At 40.7% G+C, this 22902-nt stretch carries 22 protein-coding genes; 12 read left to right on the top strand and 10 right to left on the bottom strand.

The annotated features are described in order from the left end of the window. Window positions 1–29 precede the first annotated feature (29 nt). Window positions 30–350, top strand: a complete 321-nt coding sequence (locus A4S05_RS14380) for a TMEM14 family protein (protein WP_069070533.1) — start codon at window positions 30–32, stop codon at window positions 348–350. A 288-nt stretch (window positions 351–638) separates the two neighbouring features. On the opposite strand, the gene A4S05_RS14385 is transcribed toward A4S05_RS14380, so the two are convergent. Beyond that, a complete protein-coding gene (locus tag A4S05_RS14385; protein ID WP_069070515.1) occupies window positions 639–824 on the bottom strand; it encodes a hypothetical protein in 186 nt (61 codons plus the stop codon). 45 nt (window positions 825–869) lie between these two features. Between A4S05_RS14385 and A4S05_RS41610 the strand changes: the two genes are divergently transcribed. The 3 genes from A4S05_RS41610 to A4S05_RS14395 all read left to right on the top strand — a co-directional run bounded on the left by A4S05_RS41610 (window position 870) and on the right by A4S05_RS14395 (window position 3727). Then, a complete protein-coding gene (locus A4S05_RS41610) occupies window positions 870–1019 on the top strand; it encodes a hypothetical protein (RefSeq protein WP_176727009.1) in 150 nt (49 codons plus the stop codon). Window positions 1020–1321: 302 nt separating this feature from the next. Then, window positions 1322–2563, top strand: a complete 1242-nt coding sequence (locus A4S05_RS14390; protein ID WP_069070516.1) for a phosphotransferase family protein — start codon at window positions 1322–1324, stop codon at window positions 2561–2563. 75 nt (window positions 2564–2638) lie between these two features. Then, window positions 2639–3727, top strand: coding sequence for a T3SS effector HopA1 family protein (locus tag A4S05_RS14395; protein WP_069070517.1), 1089 nt, complete (start codon window positions 2639–2641; stop codon window positions 3725–3727). Between the two features lie 131 nt (window positions 3728–3858). Here the strand turns inward: A4S05_RS14395 and xth are convergent, their stop codons facing one another. Then, on the bottom strand, window positions 3859–4641 hold the full coding sequence (gene xth, locus A4S05_RS14405) for an exodeoxyribonuclease III (protein ID WP_069070519.1): 783 nt from the start codon (window positions 4639–4641) through the stop codon (window positions 3859–3861). 456 nt (window positions 4642–5097) lie between these two features. Between xth and A4S05_RS14410 the strand changes: the two genes are divergently transcribed. Further along, window positions 5098–6168: a glycosyltransferase family 4 protein gene (locus tag A4S05_RS14410; RefSeq protein WP_069070520.1), complete on the top strand. Its 1071-nt coding sequence runs from the start codon at window positions 5098–5100 to the stop codon at window positions 6166–6168. Window positions 6169–6224: 56 nt separating this feature from the next. Then, a complete protein-coding gene (locus A4S05_RS38875; protein ID WP_084227110.1) occupies window positions 6225–6410 on the top strand; it encodes a hypothetical protein in 186 nt (61 codons plus the stop codon). Window positions 6411–6746: 336 nt separating this feature from the next. On the opposite strand, the gene A4S05_RS14415 is transcribed toward A4S05_RS38875, so the two are convergent. The 3 genes from A4S05_RS14415 to A4S05_RS14425 form a co-directional block, all read right to left on the bottom strand. After that, a complete protein-coding gene (locus A4S05_RS14415) occupies window positions 6747–7298 on the bottom strand; it encodes a hypothetical protein (RefSeq protein WP_069070521.1) in 552 nt (183 codons plus the stop codon). A gap of 150 nt (window positions 7299–7448) precedes the next feature. After that, window positions 7449–8057 carry a hypothetical protein gene (locus A4S05_RS14420; RefSeq protein WP_069070522.1) on the bottom strand — a complete coding sequence of 203 codons (609 nt, stop codon included), beginning with the start codon at window positions 8055–8057 and terminating at the stop codon, window positions 7449–7451. Window positions 8058–8180: 123 nt separating this feature from the next. Continuing rightward, window positions 8181–8606: a hypothetical protein gene (locus tag A4S05_RS14425; protein WP_069070523.1), complete on the bottom strand. Its 426-nt coding sequence runs from the start codon at window positions 8604–8606 to the stop codon at window positions 8181–8183. Between the two features lie 167 nt (window positions 8607–8773). Between A4S05_RS14425 and A4S05_RS14430 the strand changes: the two genes are divergently transcribed. Next, window positions 8774–9796: a zinc-dependent alcohol dehydrogenase gene (locus A4S05_RS14430; protein ID WP_069070534.1), complete on the top strand. Its 1023-nt coding sequence runs from the start codon at window positions 8774–8776 to the stop codon at window positions 9794–9796. Window positions 9797–9803: 7 nt separating this feature from the next. Here the strand turns inward: A4S05_RS14430 and A4S05_RS14435 are convergent, their stop codons facing one another. Then, window positions 9804–10829: a dihydroorotate dehydrogenase-like protein gene (locus tag A4S05_RS14435; RefSeq protein ID WP_069070524.1), complete on the bottom strand. Its 1026-nt coding sequence runs from the start codon at window positions 10827–10829 to the stop codon at window positions 9804–9806. Between the two features lie 99 nt (window positions 10830–10928). Then, window positions 10929–14531, bottom strand: coding sequence for a pyruvate:ferredoxin (flavodoxin) oxidoreductase (gene nifJ, locus A4S05_RS14440; protein WP_069070525.1), 3603 nt, complete (start codon window positions 14529–14531; stop codon window positions 10929–10931). Window positions 14532–14791: 260 nt separating this feature from the next. Here nifJ and A4S05_RS14445 point away from each other — a divergent pair, with 260 nt between their 5' ends. Continuing rightward, entirely contained in the window at window positions 14792–15403 is a 612-nt protein-coding gene (locus tag A4S05_RS14445; RefSeq protein WP_069070535.1) for a hypothetical protein, read from the top strand. 83 nt (window positions 15404–15486) lie between these two features. Here A4S05_RS14445 and A4S05_RS14450 read toward each other — a convergent pair whose 3' ends face one another. Beyond that, the gene (locus A4S05_RS14450) at window positions 15487–15855 is read right to left on the bottom strand and encodes a Dethiobiotin synthetase (protein ID WP_069070526.1); all 369 of its coding nucleotides are present in this window, start codon (window positions 15853–15855) and stop codon (window positions 15487–15489) included. 209 nt (window positions 15856–16064) lie between these two features. Between A4S05_RS14450 and A4S05_RS14455 the strand changes: the two genes are divergently transcribed. The 3 genes from A4S05_RS14455 (at window position 16065) to glmS (ending at window position 19458) form a co-directional block, all read left to right on the top strand. After that, on the top strand, window positions 16065–16301 hold the full coding sequence (locus A4S05_RS14455) for a hypothetical protein (protein WP_069070527.1): 237 nt from the start codon (window positions 16065–16067) through the stop codon (window positions 16299–16301). Window positions 16302–16924: 623 nt separating this feature from the next. Then, complete coding sequence (gene psaC, locus A4S05_RS14460; RefSeq protein ID WP_012411495.1) at window positions 16925–17170, top strand: photosystem I iron-sulfur center protein PsaC; 246 nt, start codon at window positions 16925–16927, stop codon at window positions 17168–17170. A 398-nt stretch (window positions 17171–17568) separates the two neighbouring features. Beyond that, window positions 17569–19458, top strand: a complete 1890-nt coding sequence (gene glmS, locus A4S05_RS14465) for a glutamine--fructose-6-phosphate transaminase (isomerizing) (protein ID WP_069070528.1) — start codon at window positions 17569–17571, stop codon at window positions 19456–19458. A 253-nt stretch (window positions 19459–19711) separates the two neighbouring features. Here glmS and A4S05_RS14470 read toward each other — a convergent pair whose 3' ends face one another. Together A4S05_RS14470 and A4S05_RS14475 are read right to left on the bottom strand one after the other, a co-directional pair. After that, window positions 19712–21037 carry a hypothetical protein gene (locus A4S05_RS14470; RefSeq protein WP_069070529.1) on the bottom strand — a complete coding sequence of 442 codons (1326 nt, stop codon included), beginning with the start codon at window positions 21035–21037 and terminating at the stop codon, window positions 19712–19714. Window positions 21038–21050: 13 nt separating this feature from the next. Then, the gene (locus tag A4S05_RS14475; RefSeq protein ID WP_069070530.1) at window positions 21051–21521 is read right to left on the bottom strand and encodes a hypothetical protein; all 471 of its coding nucleotides are present in this window, start codon (window positions 21519–21521) and stop codon (window positions 21051–21053) included. A gap of 270 nt (window positions 21522–21791) precedes the next feature. Here A4S05_RS14475 and A4S05_RS14480 point away from each other — a divergent pair. Continuing rightward, on the top strand, window positions 21792–22902 hold a 1111-nt coding region (locus tag A4S05_RS14480), incomplete at its 3' end, for a caspase family protein (RefSeq protein ID WP_069070531.1).

A 22902-nucleotide genomic window follows, 5' to 3' on the forward strand; every position in this document is an offset into this window, starting at 1 on the left:
TAAAGTCAAAGTCTATAGATGTTTTAACAATGAATTTAAGTATAGTTGCTGCTTTTGCCTACGGCATATTATCGATTACTGGTGGCATTATTGGCTACATTCAAGCTACCAGTAGAGTTTCACTCCTAAGTGGCAGCATTAGTGGTTTATTACTAATATTTGCCGCTTACTTTCAACTCCAAGGGCAAGCTTGGGGTTCAATTTTAGCAGTATTAGTTACTGCCGTTTTAGTAGTCTTCTTTGTATTTAGACTAGCAAAAACACGTAAATTTATGCCTGCGGGATTAATGACAATTTTGGGTATGGTGTCATTGGCGGTGATGGTGCATCAAATTGTGGCTTTAAGGTAGCATCAGTCTCTAAGTAATAACCACCCTCCTCTTTTTTTGACATGGCATGACTTTCTTTACCTTGAATTATACTAGTACATTTATATTACTATGACTTGTTACCCTTGCCTGATAACTTCCAGCATTCTCGAAGGAAATCAACGGAAATCCCATCCCAACAAAAAGAGTGGCCGAGAATAGCCGTCTGCCGATTTATCGAAACAGAATTATTCTGACTCCTGAATTCTGAATTCTGAATTCTTCTTCAATCATTAGTCATTGACAAAAGTGCAGTTCCATAAGATGCACTCATGTCACCTTTATTTGCGATCGCTCATAGTCATCTACAATTTGTAGGTAACACAAATAACGTGATAACAAGGCTTTCAGGCACAAATTCTCAAATTTAAATAAAAAAATAATTGTTAACCGCCTAAAAAGTCCGGTTTTTTTGGCTTGGTGATGATAAATAAAAGTAATAGCGTTGAATGCCATGTTTTGTCCTGCGAAGGATTACTGAAATTCTTCGCTGCTTTCAGAATGGCTACTGAACATCAAACAACATCTGTTGCCAATCAGTTTTTTGCTGGGGATGCTTCTCCGCCACAAAAAGGGGATGGAGCTACATCAAACGGCTCTACCACAAAACTTACTCTAGAGTGTCTAAGTAACTATGCTGATAAAGTGTAAAGATGTCACTGGATCTGGGAGCAAATTTTAAAGCAATTATAAAGGAGTTGGTGCCATTTTGGCAGGTTTTTATCCAAAAGATGGGATATTAGTAGATTGTACAAATCTTTATTGTTATTCACACATTAGTGCAGCTTGGCGTAAATAACTATCCAGTTAAAAAAGGCTAAAAATAGGTGAAATCACCAGTATTCCTTCTGCTCCCTGCCTTCTTGCACTAGTTCCTATCTACGGAAAGCTGCTAAAACCAAGCAAATTTGACAGAGATAAGTTAAGTAATTTAATGAAGTAGGAAATAATACATGGTATTATCACTGTCTTCTCATAATGTTATCCAGTATCTGCAAGACGCGGGTCTGTGTAGCTCAGAAGATGGCGCATCAGAAAAATCTGAGTTGCCAGGAAATAGTAAGAGCAATTTCAATTTAGTAGTGACTTTAGCAGATAATCGTAAGTTGCTAATTAAACAAGAACGTAACGTTAACAACAATGACGCCGCGCCTCATGAATTGTTTCAGGAGTGGCTATTTCATCAACTCCTCCAACAGTTTCCAGTTCTAGGTAATACTTCAGCGATCGCACCATTGGTAGTGCATTTTGACGAAGAAAATTCTATTCTCGTCTGCAATTACCTGAGTGAGTATCTAGAACTTGCGACATTGTACCACAACAATGAGATTTTTCCACAAGAAATTGCTTCAGCTATCGGCACGACTTTGGCGGGACTGCATCGCGCCACCTACAACCGCCGAGAATATAAGGATTTTATGGCAACTGCTCCCCAAGGAGAGTTTCGCTATGGCTTTTACAATCCAGCCCAAGGTATAGGGTCAATTGGGCCGGAGATTTTTGGGGCTGTTCCCACAGATGCACTAAAATTCTATGTTCTCTATCAACAGTACGAGAGTTTGGAATCTGCGATCGCAGATTTGGCTTATGACTGGAATCCTTGCTGCTTGACTCACAACGACCTGAAATTGAGCAACATTTTGGTTCATTCCAGATGGGAACAACTAGACAATTGTCTAGTACGACTAATTGACTGGGAAGCTTGTTCTTGGGGAGACCCAGCCTTTGATTTAGGAACTTTACTGGCAAGCTACTTAGGAATCTGGCTCAACAGCCTCGTAGTAGACCCCACCATTGAGTTAGAAGAATCTCTACATTTGGCGTTAACACCGTTAGAGATTTTACAACCTTCACTTATTGCCCTCATTAGGGCTTACGTGAATGCTTTTCCCATGATTTTGGAATACCGCAGTGACTTTATTTTGCGCGTTATCCAGTTTGCGGGACTGGCACTAATTCATCAAATTCAAGATATGATTACGTGCCGGAAATCCTTTAATAATACTGATATTTGTATGCTCCAAGTAGCTAAAAGTCTACTCACGATGCCGGAGCAAGGTGTACTGACAATTTTCGGGATATCAGAGTCGGAAATCCTGAATCCTGTCGCAAAGATTCATAAATTTCCTCAGCCTGTAAAAGAACAGCAGTTACTTCGCATTTATTACGAAAAAACTCGGCTGCGTGGTTGTTAATGGCAGAGAGTAGAACAATTCTGAATTCTGACTCCTGAATTCTGTGTTTTTAAAGTTTCAGTTCTGAATGGATTAATGCTAAATTCCTCTATCAATCAACCGCTAAATTCTCTATTTGATATTGCTAAGAATATCCAGATTGAGCCAAATTTTTGTATTTACCATCCCAATTATCAACCCTTTGCTCTACCGACTAAAATAGCCGATAGATTTCAGCAAAATTCCGTAGATTTACAACAGAAGTATCTGACTTTACTACTACGAAATTTTCTCTATGGAATCTATTACAATGGCTCTCTGCAAACTACTTTAGCAGTCAATACTGATAGCACTAATCACCCAGCAAAGGATAATTTAGCAGATAATTCCATTTTGGAAATTGATTGGGACTTTTACGAGCAGTTGCACGCCAGTAATCACGGCATAGGTTATTTTGACCCTAGATGGCAGGTGTTGCGGAAAGAGCCTGATGGGACTATGGCGGTGACTAAAGGCGGTTTAACACTTTATGTTGAGCCAGATTGCCATCTAGAATCCAGTAAGAAATCTACCAAAGTGGGTGATATGGTAGCAATCTGGATGCCCAAAAATCGACTGCAAAACGGTTCTTACTTAGCAGTGAGCAATGTCGGACAGGAACAGCAGAGTAACCCCGATGCTGATTTAGGAGCAGGGCGAATCTACTTTAACTTTACGCCATCAGGTGCGATCGCTCTGATGCAAAGCTTGACACTGCAATTGAATGCAGCCTCGATTCCCTTTAGCTTTCAAGTTCTTCACAATCCCTGTGCATACGGACGTTATGATTCGGGGCTACTCTACTTTGAACTCCCCGACTATCCAGCAATTCGCACAATTCTTCAGGCTGTTTATCAAGAAAATCAATCCCATTTCCAGCCTGAAATTCCTTTGTTTACTAAATTTTTAGCCCCAGGCTTAGGTTTAGCTGAAGAACCAACCCAAAAATTTGCCGCACAGGAAAGTTTTGGGATGAACCGTTGTCAAATCGTCGCTAATGCTTTGTTAGAAGCTTGGCAAAAAGGTAAGAATGCGATGGAAGAACGAATGAGGACGATTGACCAACACTTTGCGCGGCATCTAATAGATTTACAACGTCCTTATCTCAATCCCAGTTCTGAAGATATATATAAGCCATTAAATTGATGGGATTGGGGATATGAAGCGGATAAGGGGGATGAGAGAAAATTTTTCCCCAATGCCCAATGCCCAATGCCCAATGCCCAATCCCCAATTCCCAATTCCCAATGCCCAATGCCCCATGCCCAATAATCAATTCAAAATTCCACAATTACCGGCGTATGGTCGCTGGGTTGGGTTAATTTTCTGGGTGCGACATCAATGATGCAACTTTTAGCACGCTCATACAAGATAGGTGTGAGATAGTGATGGTCAATCCGCCAACCTAAGTTGCGACGGAAGGCGGCGGCGCGATAATCCCACCAGCTATAATTTCCGCCTTCTGTGGTGAATTTGCGAAAAGCATCGGCAAATCCCAGTTTCAGAATATCCCGTAAGGCTTGGCGCTCTGCTTCTGTTGCCATAATGTGATTTTCTGTACTCACTTGCTCGTGAATATCCTTGTCTTCTAAGGCAATGTTGAAGTCTCCGCACACACAAATTGCGGGGTGTGACAGCACGAGCAATCGCAAATACTCATGTAGCGCTGTCAACCAGCGCATTTTATACTCGTATTTCTCAGTTCCTACTGCTGCACCATTGGGAACATATAAGTTCACAATCCGAACACCATCAATTACACCTGTAATCACCCGCTTTTGCTCGTCCCATTCGTGGTGTAAATCTGGCAAAATCGCCCGAAATCCGGTACTTACATTTAAAAGTGGCTGGCGGCTAATTATGGCTACGCCATTATAGGATTTTTGTCCTGATATATAAAGGTTATAGCCTAATTCCTCAAAAGGCGATCGCGGAAATTCAGCATCCATAACCTTGGTTTCTTGCAAGCAGAGAACATCAACAGGATTCAGGGTTAACCAATCGATAACCTGTTCAAGGCGAGTGCGAATTGAGTTGACGTTCCAAGTAGCGATTTTCATTAGTTAGTTATCAGAATTTTTGTAAATTACTAATTACAAATTATGTAATTATTGTACAGTTGCTTAATATTTATAGTTTCTAGTTCATTTCTTAATTGCCTTTAAACACAGCTTTAATTATTTGATCCCATTGAACATTTTAGTATTGTCAGCTACAAAATATTCAATTTTGTAAGTTCTGCTACAAAATATTTTACTGCATTATGATCCCCAAGACAGATGCAACAAGTAATAGATTAGCTATAGGTTAGAAGTGTAGCTCAGGACTGACTTTCATTAGTAGTCCGTTAGATTTGTCGGTAGAAAGTTTGCGGTACGGTTAACTATTGTTGCGCTTTTAGTAGCCTGTTAGGTTAATTTAAATGTCAAAATAGTAAGTACAAATGCTCTTTCCTCATAAAATAATGATGTAGCTCATTATTGAGGATAATTTCATAGACTGAAGCAAAAAAACGTATGAAAATCGCTCAAGTTGCCCCCTTATGGGAAAGGGTTCCACCTCCTAATTATGGAGGAATAGAACTGGTAGTGAGTCGCTTAACTGATGAACTTGTTCGTCGCGGTCACGAGGTAACTTTATTTGCCTCTGGCGATTCTCAAACTTTGGCTAATTTACAAGCAGTTTATCCGCGTGCATTGCGCTTAGACCCAAATGTGAAAGAGTATGCAGTGTACGAAATGCTAGAACTGAGCCAAGTTTACCAACGTGCTGCCCAATTCGATATTATCCATTCTCATGTAGGGATTTCGGCACTACCTTTAGCGAACTTGATAACAGTAACTTCTACAGTTCATACGCTGCATAATGATTTTACAGCTGACAACCGTTACGCATTTAGCTACCACCAAAAGCAACCATACATCAGTATTAGTAACTCGCAGCGTCAAATCGATCTTAATTATGTTGGCACGGTTTATAACGGAATTGAGCTAGCAGATTACCCATTCGTAGCCCAACCGTCAGAACCATCATATTTGGCATTTTTAGGTCGTTTTTCACCAGAGAAAGGGCCGCAACATGCGATCGCCATTGCTAAACAGAGTGGTTGGCGCTTGAAGATGGCAGGAAAGGTTGATATCAAAGACTCTGAGTTTTTTGAACAAGAGATTGCCCCCTACATAGATGGTCAGCAAATCGAATATTTAGGCGAAATTACCCACGCCGAAAAAACTGAACTTCTGGGCAATGCTGCCATAACTCTTTTCCCCATTAATTGGCAAGAACCTTTTGGCTTAGTAATGATTGAATCAATGGCAACTGGGACACCAGTCATTGCCATGAATTTTGGCTCCGTACCTGAAGTTATTGCTCACGGCAAAACAGGTTTTATCTGCAACAGTTATGCAGAAATGGCAGCAATGATTCCACCAGCTTTGGAACTCAATCGTCAAACCTGTCGAAAATATGTGGAAAATAACTTTAGCGTTAGCCAAATGGTTAACGGTTATGAAGCTGTTTACAGACAAATTATTAAAGACCGCATAGAATCGAATGGCCGCATTCATGCAGCTAACATCCAGTTTTAATAACTGCTTTTTTTTCTGAGTTTAAAACAACAACTTTTTTTTAGGAGGACATTGGTATGAGTACGAGAGCCAACACCTGCCCATGCTGCGGTGGTTCCCTCCTGCGTCATGCCCGTCATGGTGAACTATATTGGTTTTGCCTGTCGTGCCGACAAGAAGTACCGCTGTTAACTGGTATTCGCTTGCCTAATGTGGAAACCCGGAACACTGGAGTGGTTCCCCAGCCAGCGGTGAATACCTAGTTTTTTGTGAACTACCCATACTAACTGCTAAGAATGTGGATTATATTAATCTACAATTTTTCATTTAGGGTGTATTAGGGATAGATTAACCCAATATTTGCAAAGCATTATTGCGTTATTAAAAATTTAATGCACCCTATGATATCAATTTTTGAATTTTATCTGCCACATTTATACTTAGAATGATTTGGGCTTTTTGTTTGGTGGGTAATTGCAACCCTAGCGTTTCCACTGCTTTTAGAATATGGTTCAAACAAAATATTTCACGTCATTTGGTCGAAGCACACTCAAAGATTTCTTAAAAATTAAATAGCTCTCCAACAAATAGTAAAAAACTCATTGTGGAATTGACGACACTGGCATAGCATTTACTTCTGCATTAAACTCAATAAGAAAATCACCAGTCTGTATTTCAAATAATTTTATTTTATTTGCTATGTTTCCGCGAAATATAGCGTTACCATTTATAGGAGCCTTGCTTGGAACTTGATTAATCGCCATCCATACAAAATTACCATTTAGGCGTCCAACAGAATCATCTTTTTTACCTCCTAGACTAACTTGTAAGGCTGGATGAACATTACCGGCAGTATCTACTATCCTTGTCTCCTCACGAACAATTCCAAGCCGTCTTCTTCGCTGCTTATTGTTTACTACAAAATTACACTTTACCAAATCTGAAGAGAGTCTTTCGCATCCCGTATACTGAAATACGAATCCGTCCTTTTCAAAAGTAGGTAATTTTCGCTGGGCAATGATTGTCTCTAAGCTCTTAAAAGAATTACTGTTATTTGTAATAGGATAAATAAAATATCGACTAAGTGAAAAAGCTGAAAAAGGTTGTAATAGAGGAACTAGGGAAAATATTAATGGTAAATTCTTCAACATTATCTAATCATCCTCAGATACTAATAGAATTTTATTTAGTGACCTAAATAATAATTGATATTAACAGAGTCCGCGCTACAAAGTACTGTTTGATTTCGATTTTAAATATAGATGATTGTGCCAAATTAGTATAATTAGTAGCCTTGGTTGTCAATGCTCTAGTGAGGTAAGCGGTTGTTGCAACGTCACTGATGGTTCTTTTGATAACTCTTTCGATGTGAGTGGTGCTTGCAACGTCACTGATGGTTCTTTTGATGACTCTTTCGATGTAAGTGGTGCTTGTAACGTTATTGATTGTGGTGGCTGCACAGGTTGTTCAGCTACCGAGAATGGGTCAGACTGATTTGGTTCTATCGGATGTACTGGATTAGGAGAAGGTATTACCCGACTAGGGGGAGTTACAGAAGTAGACTTTGGAGTTGAACTCGCTGAAAGCTGAGGCACTGACTGTTCAGTAGAGGAAGATATGGAATTAAGCTTCTTTGGAGTATCCTTTGATGGCCAAGTTACTGATTTTGCAGTAGAAGAACGTTTCACGCGAGTAGAGGAAGTGGAAGAAACCTTCTTCTCAGTTAAAATTTGCAATGCTTGAGTTGCTGACCGCAGAGGAAGAGGAGATTGCACCGGATTAGAAGAGGGTTGAGAAGTAAGCTTGGGAAGTGGAGTCAGTGAAAGTTGAGGTACTGACGATGGAGTAGCGGAAGGTTCTGCTACTGGAATAGAAGTAGATTCTTTACGTAAATTAACTGGTTTTCCCATAATATTTTTGTCTCTGTAGTCTGGGATAACTACGTATCCTATGAATAAAATGAGGATAATAATCGTGTACTTAATAAATTCTAGGGGATTTAACTTTACCCGTTCCCGTTCGGGCGGCTGTAGTCAATGGATGTTAATTGTATTACCACTACCACCTTGAATTACTGGGGCTTTGGTGTCGATGGCATTATTCTGTTGAGCTTCGCCACCATATACATTTTGTACATTCTGCCCTTGAAGCTTGCCAATAATAATTTCTTGGTGAATTTCATAGGCTAGCGACTGCACTTCTTGAGCAAACTGGTCATCCGTATCCATTGCTACCTGTAAATAAGCAGCAATCTTTTCTAAATCTTCTTTAGAACCTTTTTCTGCTGAGGCGATCGCTCTCTCTACTTTCTGATTTCCCGGAAATTTCTCCCAGATTTTTTTCCGTAAATCGTTTATCTTGGCAAGGGTTGCTTCAGTGAGCGTCTCAATAGTCTTCTCAAAGGCTTTTGTGAAAGCGAGGGTAGCGATCGCTGTTGCTGTTAATGTTGCTGCTTCCATAAAGTAAAAAAACAGTGATTTTACAGTTCTAATTTCGGCATTAGAAACACTATATCTGAAAAGATTGAGATTTTTGCCAAAATATCGCTGTCAAATGCTCACTAGCCTTAATCAGTTCTAACTTCGCCTGGTAAAATCAGATGAAGCTAATTGATAGGTTTAAAGTTTTGTTAGCAGCCTTACTTTATGGGCAAGAAGATTTACGCCTAGAGCAAGTTCCTGAACCCACTCCGGCGGCTGGCGAAGTTGTAATCCAAGTGGGGGCAGCAACAACTTGTGGTACAGATTTGAAAGTCTGGCGGCGTGGTGGTCATGCCAAGATGCTAAAACTACCGACGCTGTTTGGTCACGAAGCTGCTGGGCAAATTGTTGCCTTGGGTACAGGGGTGACAAATTGGCAAGTAGGCGATCGCATTGTCGCTAATAATTCTGCCCCATGCATGAAGTGCTTTTTTTGTCAACGTCAAGAATATTCGTTATGTCCAAATTTGACCTGGAATAATGGTACCTTTGCCCAATACCTGAAAATTCCTGCACCGATAGTAGAGCATAATTTGTTGCAGATTCCCGATGAGTTGCCGTGGGAATTGGCAGCCATGACGGAACCTTTAGCTTGTGTATTGCATGGTGTAGCGCGTTCTCATATTAAGCCCAAAGATAAAGTAGTCGTCTTAGGAGATGGGGCGATCGGACTGATGTTTGTGGCGGCGTTGAGTGAGAAAGCTGAGGTTTTCCTGTGGGGAGGTAATAACCACAGGTTAGAAATTGGTCAGAAATTGGGTGCAGCCCAGACTTTTAATTATCATAAAATCTCGGATATTCCCAGTGTAGTGAAAGAACTTACCCAAGGATGGGGCGCAGATGTGGTGATTGAAGCCACTGGTGTACCAAGTGTGTGGGAAACTGCGATCGCCTGCGCTCGTCCTGGTGCAACAGTCAACTTATTCGGTGGATGTCCACGGGATACCAGCATTACTGTGAATACAGAACAGCTACACTATAGCGAACTTACCATCAAAGGCGTGTTTCATAATACACCAGAGTATGTGCGATCGGCGTTATCATTGATAGCTAGTCGCAAAATTCCCTTTGAGTTACTTATTAGTGAACAGCGACCATTAAAAGATTTAGAACAGGTGTTTTGTGAGATGAAAGCGCGAAAGGTGATTAAGGTAGCGATCCTCCCATAGATATTGACTAATTCTCCATTTTTGCAATAGTGGCTCTCCATTCAGGTTTATAGGTGGTCAGCGATCGCATATACTGGACACGTTCAAAAGCACTAGGGTCTGGACAATGCTTTTGACTCATACTCCCTTGCATTTGTTGTACTGATTCGTATTCGTGTTTTTGCATCCATTCGCATATTTCCTCCTCAATGACTCGAATGTGGTTAATCCCATGTCGTAACAGTACTGAGCAAAGCATCGTAATCTTTGCCCCAGCCATGAGCATCTTTAACACATCCTCTCCCCTGTGAATACCACTAGTTGCAGCCAAATCCGCACGAATGCGACCATAGAGAATTGCAATCCAGCGCAACGGTAATCGCATTGATTGCGGTGTACTTAATAGCACATTGGGTTCAACTTCCAGGAGATTAAGATTAATATCCGGCTGGTAAAAGCGGTTAAATAATACCAAAGCATCAGCACCCGCTTCATCCAAACGTTTTGCTATATTTGCTGTATTAGTGAAGTATGGACTGAGTTTGACTGCTACAGGGATAGTTATTACTGCTTTGACTGCACGAAGAATATCAATATCAGTCTGCTCAATTTCATGACTCGTAAGTTCCATATCGGTAGGAACGTAGTAAATATTTAACTCTAGTGCGTCTGCTCCTGCTTGCTGAATTTGTTTGGCATAGTTTGTCCATCCACCAACAGATGAGCCATTGAGACTGGCAATAATTGGAATGCTCACCTTCTGCTTGGCTTTGTGGATATGCTCTAAATAAGCTTCTGGCCCTACTCGAAAGTTGATTAAATCAGGGAAGTAAGTTAAGGCTTCAGAAAAACTTTCAGTACCTTGGGTGAGGTGATGATGGAGTTCATAACGTTCCAGAAGCAACTGTTCCTCAAACAGCGAATGCATCACCACTGCTGCTGCACCTGTGTCTTCCATGCGCTGAATGTTGTCAATGTCCTCAGATAGAGGGGATGCAGAGGGAACAAGAGGCGATCGCAATTTCATCCCCATATAAGTTGTAGTAAGATCCATAATAACCTCATATCATTTAGGGTTTTATATTTTGGATTTCTTGATCAAATCCAAGTCAAGTTTTTATAAAAAAGCAAACAATTACGAATTACGAATTATTTAACGTGCCGCCAAATATTGATATATTTGCCAACGGGTTTTTACATCTGCTTGAGCTTCTTTAAGTAAATGCTGTGCTGTTTCTTGATTACTCTTAGTTAACATTTTGAAGCGGTTTTCTAGATACATATATTGCTCTAGTGGTAACTTTGGTGTGCGTGAATCAAGTTGTAGTGGGTTTTCTCCCTGCTTAATACGCTCTGGATTAAATCGATATAGTAACCATTGACCTGAATCGACGGCAGCTTTTTGATTTTGCATTGCCGTACTCATGTTGATTCCGTGGGCAATGCAATGACTGTAGGCAATAATTAATGATGGGCCTTGATAAGCTTCAGCTTCTAAGAATGCCTTAAGAGTATGTTCATCCCGTGCGCCCATTGCTACACTAGCAATATAAACATTGCCGTAAGTCATTGCCATTAAACCCAAGTCTTTTTTAGGTGCAACTTTCCCCCCAGATGCAAATTTAGCTACAGCTGCTTTGGGGGTGGCTTTGGACATTTGTCCACCTGTATTGGAATAAACTTCAGTATCAAGAATCAGAATATTAACGTTGTATCCACTGGCTAGGACATGATCTAGTCCTCCAAAACCGATATCATAACCCCAGCCATCACCACCGATAATCCAGACGCTCTTTTTTACTAAATAATCAGCAATCGATTTTAGATTTTGGATTTTAGATTTTAGATTAGGGTTTAATTCCGCAGTCAATATTTGATCTAACTTCTGTTTTAACAGCGCTACTTTTTCTCGCTGTTTCCAAATATCGGCTTCATCTTTTTGTTCAGCATTGAGAATACTATTTGCCAGTTCTTCACCCACATTTGTTGTCAGTTGTTTGAGTAATTCAACGGCGAATTCTGCCTGTTTATCAATGGAAATGCGAAAACCAAGTCCAAATTCGGCATTATCTTCAAATAACGAATTTGACCAAGCTGGGCCGCGTCCTTCGGTATTGTGCGTCCAAGGGGTAGTGGGTAAATTCCCGCCATAGATAGAAGAACAACCAGTGGCGTTGGCAACAATCATGCGATCGCCAAACAGCTGCGTTGCTAACTTAATATAAGGTGTCTCACCACAACCAGCACAAGCCCCAGAAAATTCAAACAACGGTTCTTGCATCTGCTGTTGATTAATATGAGTAAGTTTCAGATGGCTTCTATCTGGATTAGGAATATTCAAAAAGAAATCCCAATTTTCCCGTTCTTGTTCCCGTAATGGCAGTTGCGGTTCCATGTTAATGGCTTTGCGGCGTAGTTCTGATTTATTCTTCGCCGGACAAACATCTACGCAAATACCACAGCCAGTACAATCTTCTGCTGCCACTTGGATAGTATATTTTAAGCCTTGCCAATCGTGGTCTTTAGCACTAGCACTTTTAAATGTCGGTGGTGCATTTTCTAACTGCTGCGGCTCGTAAACTTTACTACGGATGACACTGTGAGGACACAACATAACGCACTTACCACACTGAATGCAGACATCTGTATCCCAAACAGGTATTTCTTGAGCAATGTTACGCTTTTCCCATTTCGCCGTCCCAGTGGGATAAGTGCCATCTGCTGGTAAAGCACTAACTGGTAATTCATCCCCTTGACGAGTAATTATCTTACCTATGACATCACGGACAAAAGCAGGTGCAGTGCCAGGGATTGAAGATTGGTTTTCTTTTTCATTCCCTATTTTCCTTTCCCTATTCCCCACTTCATACAGATTTTCTAATGTGGTATCTACTGCTTTGAGGTTCATCTGCACAATTTCATCGCCTTTCTTGCCGTAAGTCTTGCGGATGGACTTTTTGATTTCTGCAATGGCTTCTTCTCGTGGTAATACACCGGATAAGGCGAAGAAACAAACCTGCATTACCGTGTTAATTCTGCCAGCCATACCTGCTTGACGAGCAACTTTATAGGCATTAATTACATAAAATTTCAGACGTTTTTGAATAATTTGTTCTTGTACTGATGTCGGCAGATGATCCCAAACTTCATCTTTTTCATAAGGAGAATTAACTAAGAATGTACCGTCTGGTACAATTTCTTTCAGGATCGTAAATTTTTCGATAAATTCCCATTGGTGACAGGCGACAAAGTTAGCTTTGCTAATTAAATAGGTCGAGCGAATTAATTGTGAACCAAAACGTAGATGGGAAACTGTGACAGAACCTGATTTCTTGGAATCGTAGACAAAATAGCCTTGAGCGTAATTGTTGGTTTCTTCTCCAATGATTTTAATTGAGTTTTTATTAGCGCTTACTGTACCATCTGCACCCAAACCATAAAAAATCGCTCTTACTGTGTTATCTAGTTCAATACTAAAGTCGGGGTCATAATTCAAGCTGGTGTGGGTGACATCATCGTTGATGCCGATAGTAAAATGATTTTTTGGTTCAGCCGCAGCAAGATTATCAAAGACAGCTTTAATCATCGCTGGTGTGAATTCTTTAGAAGATAAACCGTAGCGACCACCAATAATTTTGGGTAGTGTGGTATGGGTCAGGGGAAAAGATTCTCCTCCCTGCTCCCCTACTTCTTTTCCCCATGTTTCATGAATAGCAGCGACTACATCCAAATACAATGGTTCACCAGATGCACCGGGTTCTTTGGTGCGGTCTAAAACTGCGATGCTACGGATAGTTTTTGGTAAGGCGGCTACAAATCGCGTAGCATCATAAGGGCGATATAGTCGTACTTTCAAAACGCCCACTTTCTCACCACAGGCGTTGAGGAAATCTACTGTTTCATGAACAGCCTCACAACCAGAACCCATCAGCACAATAACTCGTTCGGCTGCTGGGTCACCGTGGTATTCAAATAGTTGGTACTGTCGCCCAGTCATCGCGGCAAATTCATCCATGACTTTCTGGGTGATGTCTGGACAAGCTAAATAGTAAGGATTGACAGTTTCCCTGGCTTGGAAGTAAACATCAGGGTTTTGTGTTGTACCGCGCAAAACTGGTTTATCGGGGGTGAGGGCGCGTGACCGATGGGCGAATACTAATTCATCGGGAATAAATTCTCGCAAGTCATCTTCTACTAACAGTTCAAGTTTGTTAATTTCGTGGGAGGTGCGAAAGCCATCAAAAAAGTGCAGGAACGGTATTCGTGATTCTAAGGTTGCACGTGTTGCTATCAAAGCAAAATCTTGTGCTTCTTGCACTGATGCAGAACAGAACATAGCAAAACCAGTGCCACGCGCTGCCATCACATCGCTGTGGTCGCCAAAAATAGAGAGGGCTTGGGCGGCTAGCGATCGCGCGGCAATATGAAAAACTGTAGGTATTAATTCCCCAGCAATTTTGTACATATTGGGGATCATTAACAATAATCCCTGCGATGCTGTAAATGTGGTTGTCAGTGAACCGGTTTGCAAAGCACCATGTACAGCACCAGCCACACCTCCTTCACTCTGCATCTGTACCACCGAGGGAACAGTACCCCAAATGTTGCGTTTTCCTTCATTAGCCCAAGCATCTGACCACTCAGCCATTGGTGAAGAAGGTGTAATTGGATAGATCGTAATAACTTCATTCAGTCGATAAACGATTTGGGCAACAGTTTCATTGCCGTCTATGATTGCAAAGCTTCTCTTGTTCATCTTCAAAGCACCTGGTCTTCAAGGGCTAGCAATAACTAGGCTGAATCTACTTTTGACATTAGGATAAGAAGTTGAGAAACTTGTGAAGAACTAAAATCGAGCTTTTTTAGACTTGTGTGTACACTGTAGTTCTTGCAAAGAGAGAAGATTCGGCTTTGCTGGGTTATCGCTGTGACTAATTGAAATAATATTGCTGAAAAACGGGAAGACTATGGTTATTCCCTAATAGGGAAATTTCCATGAAAATCCCGAACAGCAAAATGCTCAAAAAATCTCTCCTTAACTATTTAATTTTGCCTTTATCTTTAATGCCTTGGCTGTGCGTGGGAACGCTTTTTGATTCCCAAGCTAATGCTTTACCGGGGCAAAGTACAGAAGAAGTAGGCACTTGGATTAAAGCACATCCCACACTCCGTCCTAGGAGTGGAGAACAATTATTTGTGCAAAAAACTGATACTGCTGCCCAAAGATTCACTTTTCAAGCGTCGGTATTGCCTCCTGGTAGGGTGGAGTTTTCCAAAGACCGAGGCAGAATTCGCTCTGAACGCATTGCTATGTATGATGCTATTAACGGCATGACATTTGAGCGCCTTCAAGAATCCTTGCGGGTGATTTATGGCTTAGAGATTTATCAAGACTACGATCGAGCCGAAGTCGTGTATCAATATCCCAACCAAAAGGTAGTTAACTCAGCGCGTCTAGCCAGAACTCCGATTCGGGAAGCCTTGAAGGGAGAATTGCGAGTAGGCGATCGCTATGTATATTGGGTGGAAATTGCCCAACCCAAGGCTGGCAAAGCTTTTACTGGTCAAATGACGGTTTTGCTTAAAACTGACCTAGACAAATTAGAAAAGGAACTGCAAATTCGTTAATGGGAATTGGGAATTGGGAATTGGGCATTGGTTATTCCCCCTCTCTCCATCCCTTCTCGTTGAAAGATTACTGAATCCGTATCCTACAACTTCCCCAACTCCATCTGAGCTAGGGTTTGCCATGTACCCGAAAAGATACTTTCAGACGCTAAGGAAATGCGTAGCAAATCTTCTTTCAGAAGTGGCGGCCAATCAACCCCGGCTTTACGCCCTGCGCCAAATAGCTGTTGCGCCTTAATACTTAACTGATAAAGGGCCAAAGCCAGTTCTCGGTCTAGGCTCTTTGCATCTTTAAGGGCTTCAAACACCACTTTCAATGCTAACAAAATCGAAGTGATCTGACCGGGTACCGGTGGTTTCCCCTGTTTCATACGCGTTAACAGCGCATCTGGGTTTTCCTCGGTTGTGATTGTCTGATCTATGAGGAGTTTCCGAGCTGTTTCGTAATTCATGTAGCCAGTTTAGCGTACATTTTACTTCAGCAGGAATACTTAATTAAAAAGTCATAGAATTGGCTTCTAGTTATTTCTAGCAATCTCTTATGATTTGTGAAAAGATAGGCGTGGGGAAAATGATCGGGAATTTGCGATGCTCTAGGTTAACCAGATAGACTGAATATAATATCTTTGAAAAATACACCTTGCTAGGAATCAACAACAAAATGATATCGTCAAATTTACTCGAAATTGAGCGTTCCATCCTTGCCTTGTCTGTGGAAGAACAGCTTTGGCTGTTAGAAAGTATTGCTAGACAAATCCGAGAAGCTGAGTATATAAAAGATAAATTGCCTGATGCGAAGAATCCAGAAGAACAACTGGAAGTGATGCCTTGTGAGCCAAAAATTCAAACAGAAATTCCCCTGATAAATGATGAATTTGCAATTTCGGAAATACTCTGAACTGTAGGAGTAAAATTTATGAGATTGCCAGACTTGAACAGTCAAATATACAAGTTATCTGTGAGCGTTCCCTTACAATTACTGACTGCGATCGCTCAAAAACATAGCTGCGATCGCAGTCTCTAAATTGATCGTTTACATAGAAAAAGCAGTGTTAAGCAGTAATAGTCATAACCTTCTATGTCACCTAGATAGCCAAGTTTTTTCTTTTTACACGGAGAATTAGCGATCGCAAAATCAGATTATTACCCATAAAATTAATTTGGCACTTTCGATTAACAGTTAACATTTCGTTATAGATTGGCTCTATTTGACGGTACATAGTTACCAATCAATAAGTAGCATAGATAACTTTCTCATCTAGTTTTGTAAATTGACTTTTGTTTCATCTGTCTTTACTATTCAACCCTATCATGGTATATCACTGGGATAAATACGCTCCTGTGATGTTGCTGATTAATAAGTCAATGGGACAATCGCGCAAAAACAAATATCTTGGGTGCTTATTACATTGTTTGAAGTTATGTAGCCTTTTGATTACGGCCTATCAACCACTGCGGTAGACTATGCGTTGATTATGATTCTTTCGCAGAGAAGAACACTCGAAAGGAGCCGTTTTTTCAATGTCTCATACCGTAAAAATCTACGATACCTGCATTGGCTGCACCCAATGCGTCCGCGCTTGCCCTACTGATGTACTTGAGATGGTTCCTTGGGATGGCTGTAAAGCTGCTCAAATTGCCTCTTCACCCCGTACAGAAGACTGCGTGGGCTGTAAGCGCTGCGAAACCGCTTGTCCCACCGACTTTTTGAGCATCCGGGTTTACCTGGGCGCTGAAACAACTCGCAGTATGGGTCTAGCTTACTAAAAAGCTGAGTGCTGAGTGCTGAGTGCCGAGTGTTGAAACAGAAAGAAGTAAATCAAAAAAACAATTTCTTGATTCTTCACTCGGAACTCGGAACTCGGAACTCAAGACTTTGAAGCTTCTCAATAGCAAGCAACTTTAGCATCGTAGAGTGGACACTGCCCGCTTTACGAAATTGTAATTTTAGATTGGGGATAAAATCTCTGGGTATCTAAATCCTAAAAGCCGTATTTGTACCGTTAGGTCAAACGCTGACGGTGCATTCACTGTCAAAGCCCGAAATCCATAACAATACTTAGTGGTAGAGGGAGTAAATTACTCCCTTTTTTCTTTGCAAAACGTCGAGTTTGTGGTAAACACTATACTGGATTTAATCATCCTGAAAAAAAGTGGTGTGAACAATGTGCGGAATTGTTGGATATATAGGCACTCAAGCGGCGACAGACATTTTACTGGCTGGGCTGGAAAAACTAGAGTACAGGGGCTACGATTCTGCTGGAATCGCCACTATTTGGGAAGGTGAGGTAAATTGTGTACGGGCAAAAGGCAAACTCCATAATCTGCGTTCTAAACTGGAACAAATAGAAACTCCTGCCCAAATTGGTATTGGTCATACACGCTGGGCAACTCATGGTAAACCAGAAGAGTACAACGCCCATCCCCATTTAGATACGGCAAAGCGAGTGGCGGTGGTGCAAAATGGCATTATCGAAAACTATCGCGAGTTACGCGAGGAACTCAAAGCAAAAGGACACGAATTTCGGTCTGAAACCGATACCGAAGTTATTCCCCATCTCATCGCCGAATTTTTAAAGAATCTTCCCCCCTCATCTCCCTCATCTGCCTCATCTCCCTTCCTAGAAGCAATTCGTCAAGCCGTTAACCACTTGCGTGGGGCGTTTGCACTTGCAGTTATTTCTGCTGACTTCCCCGATGAATTGATTGTTGTTCGTCAACAAGCACCTTTGGTTATTGGTTTTGGCCAAGGGGAATTCTTTTGTGCATCTGACACGCCAGCGATCGTTGCCTACACCCGTGCAGTGCTACCTTTGGAAAATGGCGAAATTGCCCGTCTCACACCTTTGGGCGTTGAGATTTACAATTTTGCTGGCGACAGGCTGAAAAAACAACCCCGGCTGCTCAACTTCAATCCTGCAATGGTTGAAAAGCAGGGCTTCAAACACTTCATGCTCAAAGAAATTCATGAGCAACCAGGGGTAGTAAGAGCTAGTTTAGAAGCATACTTTAATCCAGGCGAATCTATCGAATCCCCAATTAATCTTGGTTTACCGGCGCATTTATATACCGATTTAGAACAAATTCAGATCCTCGCCTGTGGTACTAGTTGGCACGCAGCATTAATCGGAAAATATTTAATCGAACAATTAGCAGGAATTTCAACTCAGGTACATTACGCTTCTGAATATCGCTATGCACCATCACCATTGACGGCGAACACACTGATTATTGGTGTTACACAATCAGGTGAAACCGCTGATACTTTAGCAGCTTTGGCAATGGAAAAAGAACGTCGCCAGGGGAAAGAACCCAAATATCAAGCGCGACTACTAGGCATTACTAATCGTCCCGAAAGCAGTCTTGGTGATATGGTACCGCATGTCATTAGTACCCTAGCGGGAATTGAAATTGGGGTAGCGGCGACAAAAACTTTTACTGCTCAACTGATGGCGTTTTATGCTTTAGCATTGGATTTAGCAGCTCGTCGTCAGACAGTTTCCAAAGACACATTAGAGAAAATTATTAACGGGTTGCGGCAGCTTCCTAAAGAAATTGAAGCAACTTTGGAAAGTCAAGAACGTTTAACCGAACAGCTAGCCCACGAATTCGCCGAAACCAAAGATTTTATCTTTGTGGGAAGAGGAATCAACTTCCCCATTGCTTTAGAAGGGGCGTTGAAATTAAAAGAAATTAGTTATATTCACGCTGAAGGGTATCCAGCTGGAGAGATGAAACATGGCCCGATCGCACTTTTAGATGCGAAAGTACCAGTAGTTGCGATCGCAATCCCTGGTAGTGTGTACGAAAAAGTTATTTCTAATGCCCAAGAAGCCAAAGCTAGAGATTCTCGATTAATTGGCGTGACTCCTGTCAACGATGGCGAAGCTGCGGAAATCTTTAACGATCTTCTTCCCGTATCTCATGTGGAAGAATTACTTTCTCCGATTCTCACAGTAGTACCTTTGCAATTATTGGCTTATCATATTGCCGCCCGTCGCGGTTTGGATGTCGATCAGCCAAGAAATTTGGCCAAGTCGGTAACAGTAGAATAGTCTATTTATAGAGGTAGTAGCTGTTGTACAACAATAATAAAGTCGTATAACACATAAAATAATTATACAACTTATCCTGTAGGTGAATATGTAAGCATCTACAGGAATTTTTATGAGAGCAATACAACAGGAATCTAATACCGATAATATTACATCTTCTCACGATACCGATTTGCGCTAGCGTTTCCAAGGGAGAAGGCTTAAGCTTCTCTTCTCAACGAGAGGCTGCGCCAGCAAGACGCTACGCGAACGCTTATCGGAATCGTTTTCTCAGCCACCAAACCATAAAACCAACAATGATTCCAAGTAATAGACTGGCACTTAAAGGATAGTTGCAAAAGAAGCGAACTTGACTAAAAATATCTTTACAATCTTTTGCTGTCTCTCTTACCAGGGATACAGTTGCTATACCAGCACCAGCAACAGCTACAAGCTCTTGGAAATTACGCTCTCGTTCTGCTTTCTCGACTTCTACGCGACTGCGAGTAGCGTTAATTGTATCTTCTAAAAGTTGCAAGCCAAGCTGCATATTCTCGATATCTTTAGTAATTTGTGGTAAATATTTTTTGTTGGCTATATCGCTAAACTTTTCTAAAAAATCTAACTGATTATTTTGACCTGCTTTTTCTTTAATCAAACCCAAGCGAAGTTGATAATTAGATAAATTAATTTCAATAATTTGTTTTTGAAAAGAAAGGTTTAGTAAGTCGATTGTGTATTGCTGGAGAATATTATCAACGTTATTTAAAACTTGACGAGAAGTGGTAAAACTTTGCTTTGACTGCCAATGGTTAATTTGGTTAGTAATTTTTCTATTTTCTTCAATTTTTTTATAATGATTGAGCAAAGATTCTTTGACTAAACGACTTTGCCAATAAGCCCACGCAATCTTACTTCGATAACAAAACAAACCCATCCAATCTTTATAAAATTCCGCAGCTTGTTCTGCACTCTCTCGATGAGGATAAATAGCGATAACCACATGATGTTGATTACTCTTTAGAAGAGTGGTTACTTTTTCTTGGCTCTGATTTATATATTGTGAGTGCCCTATTTCAAAAACTTTTCCATCTAAAAAAGTACCTTTTTCTGGTTGCCAAGAAGTATCTTTAAATAAAGCATAATAGCAATCTTTGGCAATCTCTTCAGGATTTCGAGACGAGTTTTCTGGTAGCCAACCAGACAGCAACCAGGTTTGTCCAATTATTGCCAGTTCTTTATTTAGTTTTTGTTCGATTTCAGTTTTTAAGATTGTAAAAGACTTAGCTGGTTGAGTTTCAGTTTGATTATTAATAGAGCAATCTATTTGTAAGCCATAAGTATCATTTAATCTAACAGGATAATAGTATCCTTCTAAAGTTTTATCTTGAGAAATAAAGTCAATTCGACGAGCAGGTTCTATAAGCTCTAAATATTCATTTTCACCTTCATGCTCTTGGAATTGAGTATTAGGTGGTATAGGTGGTAACTGAGCTAAAAAAGCCGCTTGATTTTTTTTGGTTTCTGCATCAGTTGTGTTTAAAGAAGTTTTTAAAGCATATAAAAACAAATCGAGTGTCGGATAGATTAAATCGCTCATCACAAGGGCAAAACTAATTTGATTGATTGGATTGAGATAAAAATTGTTTCAATTTTTCTAAAAATGTGGCTTGTTTAACTGTTTCTTCGGGTTTAGAAGAACTACCAACTATGACTACAACATTATTAAGTTGGCTTTCGTAGCCTGTAGCTTCATTTTTTGGTTTAAAGCCTCTAGTTATTGCAGCCTTTTCAAGAGTATTGAGTCTACTAATTTCTGCTTCACTAGGAAGTAAATCATCAGGAATTTCTTCTAGATTATCTAATTGAGATTTATAAAGTTGATAAGAATTATTTAAGTCAGGATTAAGGGTAATTATTTCTAATAAACGTCCTTTAATATAGTCTTCCCAAGCTTTGGGTTGAGTGTCTAATTGCTTGGCAACTTCTTTTAAATTTTGTTTCTCTTGTTCTCCAAGGGCGGTTTTTAAGTCTTGAAACGCCAAGAGAAAAGCGATAATAGTATTATCGGCCTTTGTATTCATAGGTTTTTATACCAAACTCACTACGACTAGTATAAACGTAATTTCAGTGAGATAATTACAGCATATATTTCATGTTCAGTTTTGATTTTCTATCTCTAAAAAGAATAATTTACTAACTAAAATGTTTTTTATTATACCTTTGCTTGTGTAAATCAATTTAGTTTATTGCACTGTATTCTAGTGATTTTTCATACAACCTAAACGAATGCTGTAGACAGATTTTGCCTACAGTTCAACCAAAAAGTTATCAGAGTCAGTCAGGTAATAAAAATGGCATCGGAATGGGCTGCTCAAGTTATTGGAATTAATTATTACCCAGAGTACACCACTCTAAAGCCGCTAACAGCAGCAGCAGAGGATGCAGAGAAAATTGCCGAACAACTAGAAATATACGGTTATAGACCTTTTCGCGCTCAGTGTTTACCTAGAACTTTAAACCAGAAGGGAGAAAGTAAAATTGATCGCCAAGGGGCGGTAAAGGTGCAAGAATTAGAAGAAGCGATCGCTAATCTTTTCAATCCTCCTCATCCAAACCCCACGCCAGAAACAGCCTTATTCTTTTTTTCAGGACATGGGTGGTGCAAAACTGTGGCGGGGAAGGAAGAAGTGTTTATAGCTACCAGTGATGCTCTACCGGAAGAAGAAATCTATGGTATACCTTTAAGTTGGTTGGGTGAGCAGTTGCAAAGAAGTCAGGCTAAACGAGTCGTTGTTTGGCTAGATTGCTGCTATAGCGGTGAATTGTTAAAATTTATTCCCACAGATAAAGATTACTGTTTCATTACTGCAACCCGTTCTTACGAAACTGGAGTGGAAATTCCCCACGCGCAGGGGTTGTTGACGCAGGCGTTACTCGCAGGATTGAACCCGGAAAATGACGCAGATGGGATCATTAATAGCCACAAATTGGCAGATTTCATTATCAGCCGAATGCCGAATACAGTCCAGCGTCCGTTAATTGCCAATTCTGCACGCGCAATTCTGCTGACAACTAAGTTTTCGCAAAAAAGCTTTCAGGATAAGTGTCCTTATCGTTCTCTGTCGTATTTTAAGGAGACAAAGGAAGATGCTGAGGTTTTTTATGGGCGGAGTGCGCTAACTCAGCAGTTGATTAAACAGGTAAGAGATAAGCATCGCCTAATTGCTGTATTAGGTGCTTCCGGTAGTGGGAAATCATCTATGTTACGGGCTGGGTTACTCTACCAGCTTAAGTTAGGACAAGAGATTCCAGGGAGCGATCGCTGGACTTATATTACGACCTTTACACCTAAAGAATCTCCTGTTAACAGTTTACAGGAGGCTTTTGCACTTTCTTTGCCAAGCGGCGGTGTGCAGAGAGGTGAAATTACCCCCCTTAATCCCCCCTTGGAAAGGCTTTCAA

The sequence above is a fragment of the Nostoc sp. KVJ20 genome (genome assembly GCF_001712795.1).
Classification (GTDB): Bacteria; Cyanobacteriota; Cyanobacteriia; order Cyanobacteriales; family Nostocaceae; genus Nostoc.

What these genes read in the sequence shown, in the direction of transcription:
- A4S05_RS14380 (WP_069070533.1), top strand. Translation starts at nt 30, where the DNA reads ATGAATTTAAGTATAGTTGCTGCTTTTGCCTACGGCATATTATCGATT.
- A4S05_RS14385 (WP_069070515.1), bottom strand. Translation starts at nt 824, where the DNA reads ATGGCATTCAACGCTATTACTTTTATTTATCATCACCAAGCCAAAAAA.
- A4S05_RS41610 (WP_176727009.1), top strand. Translation starts at nt 870, where the DNA reads ATGGCTACTGAACATCAAACAACATCTGTTGCCAATCAGTTTTTTGCT.
- A4S05_RS14390 (WP_069070516.1), top strand. Translation starts at nt 1,322, where the DNA reads ATGGTATTATCACTGTCTTCTCATAATGTTATCCAGTATCTGCAAGAC.
- A4S05_RS14395 (WP_069070517.1), top strand. Translation starts at nt 2,639, where the DNA reads ATGCTAAATTCCTCTATCAATCAACCGCTAAATTCTCTATTTGATATT.
- xth (WP_069070519.1), bottom strand. Translation starts at nt 4,641, where the DNA reads ATGAAAATCGCTACTTGGAACGTCAACTCAATTCGCACTCGCCTTGAA.
- A4S05_RS14410 (WP_069070520.1), top strand. Translation starts at nt 5,098, where the DNA reads ATGAAAATCGCTCAAGTTGCCCCCTTATGGGAAAGGGTTCCACCTCCT.
- A4S05_RS38875 (WP_084227110.1), top strand. Translation starts at nt 6,225, where the DNA reads ATGAGTACGAGAGCCAACACCTGCCCATGCTGCGGTGGTTCCCTCCTG.
- A4S05_RS14415 (WP_069070521.1), bottom strand. Translation starts at nt 7,298, where the DNA reads ATGTTGAAGAATTTACCATTAATATTTTCCCTAGTTCCTCTATTACAA.
- A4S05_RS14420 (WP_069070522.1), bottom strand. Translation starts at nt 8,057, where the DNA reads ATGGGAAAACCAGTTAATTTACGTAAAGAATCTACTTCTATTCCAGTA.
- A4S05_RS14425 (WP_069070523.1), bottom strand. Translation starts at nt 8,606, where the DNA reads ATGGAAGCAGCAACATTAACAGCAACAGCGATCGCTACCCTCGCTTTC.
- A4S05_RS14435 (WP_069070524.1), bottom strand. Translation starts at nt 10,829, where the DNA reads ATGGATCTTACTACAACTTATATGGGGATGAAATTGCGATCGCCTCTT.
- nifJ (WP_069070525.1), bottom strand. Translation starts at nt 14,531, where the DNA reads ATGAACAAGAGAAGCTTTGCAATCATAGACGGCAATGAAACTGTTGCC.
- A4S05_RS14445 (WP_069070535.1), top strand. Translation starts at nt 14,792, where the DNA reads ATGCTCAAAAAATCTCTCCTTAACTATTTAATTTTGCCTTTATCTTTA.
- A4S05_RS14450 (WP_069070526.1), bottom strand. Translation starts at nt 15,855, where the DNA reads ATGAATTACGAAACAGCTCGGAAACTCCTCATAGATCAGACAATCACA.
- A4S05_RS14455 (WP_069070527.1), top strand. Translation starts at nt 16,065, where the DNA reads ATGATATCGTCAAATTTACTCGAAATTGAGCGTTCCATCCTTGCCTTG.
- psaC (WP_012411495.1), top strand. Translation starts at nt 16,925, where the DNA reads ATGTCTCATACCGTAAAAATCTACGATACCTGCATTGGCTGCACCCAA.
- glmS (WP_069070528.1), top strand. Translation starts at nt 17,569, where the DNA reads ATGTGCGGAATTGTTGGATATATAGGCACTCAAGCGGCGACAGACATT.
- A4S05_RS14470 (WP_069070529.1), bottom strand. Translation starts at nt 21,037, where the DNA reads ATGAGCGATTTAATCTATCCGACACTCGATTTGTTTTTATATGCTTTA.
- A4S05_RS14475 (WP_069070530.1), bottom strand. Translation starts at nt 21,521, where the DNA reads ATGAATACAAAGGCCGATAATACTATTATCGCTTTTCTCTTGGCGTTT.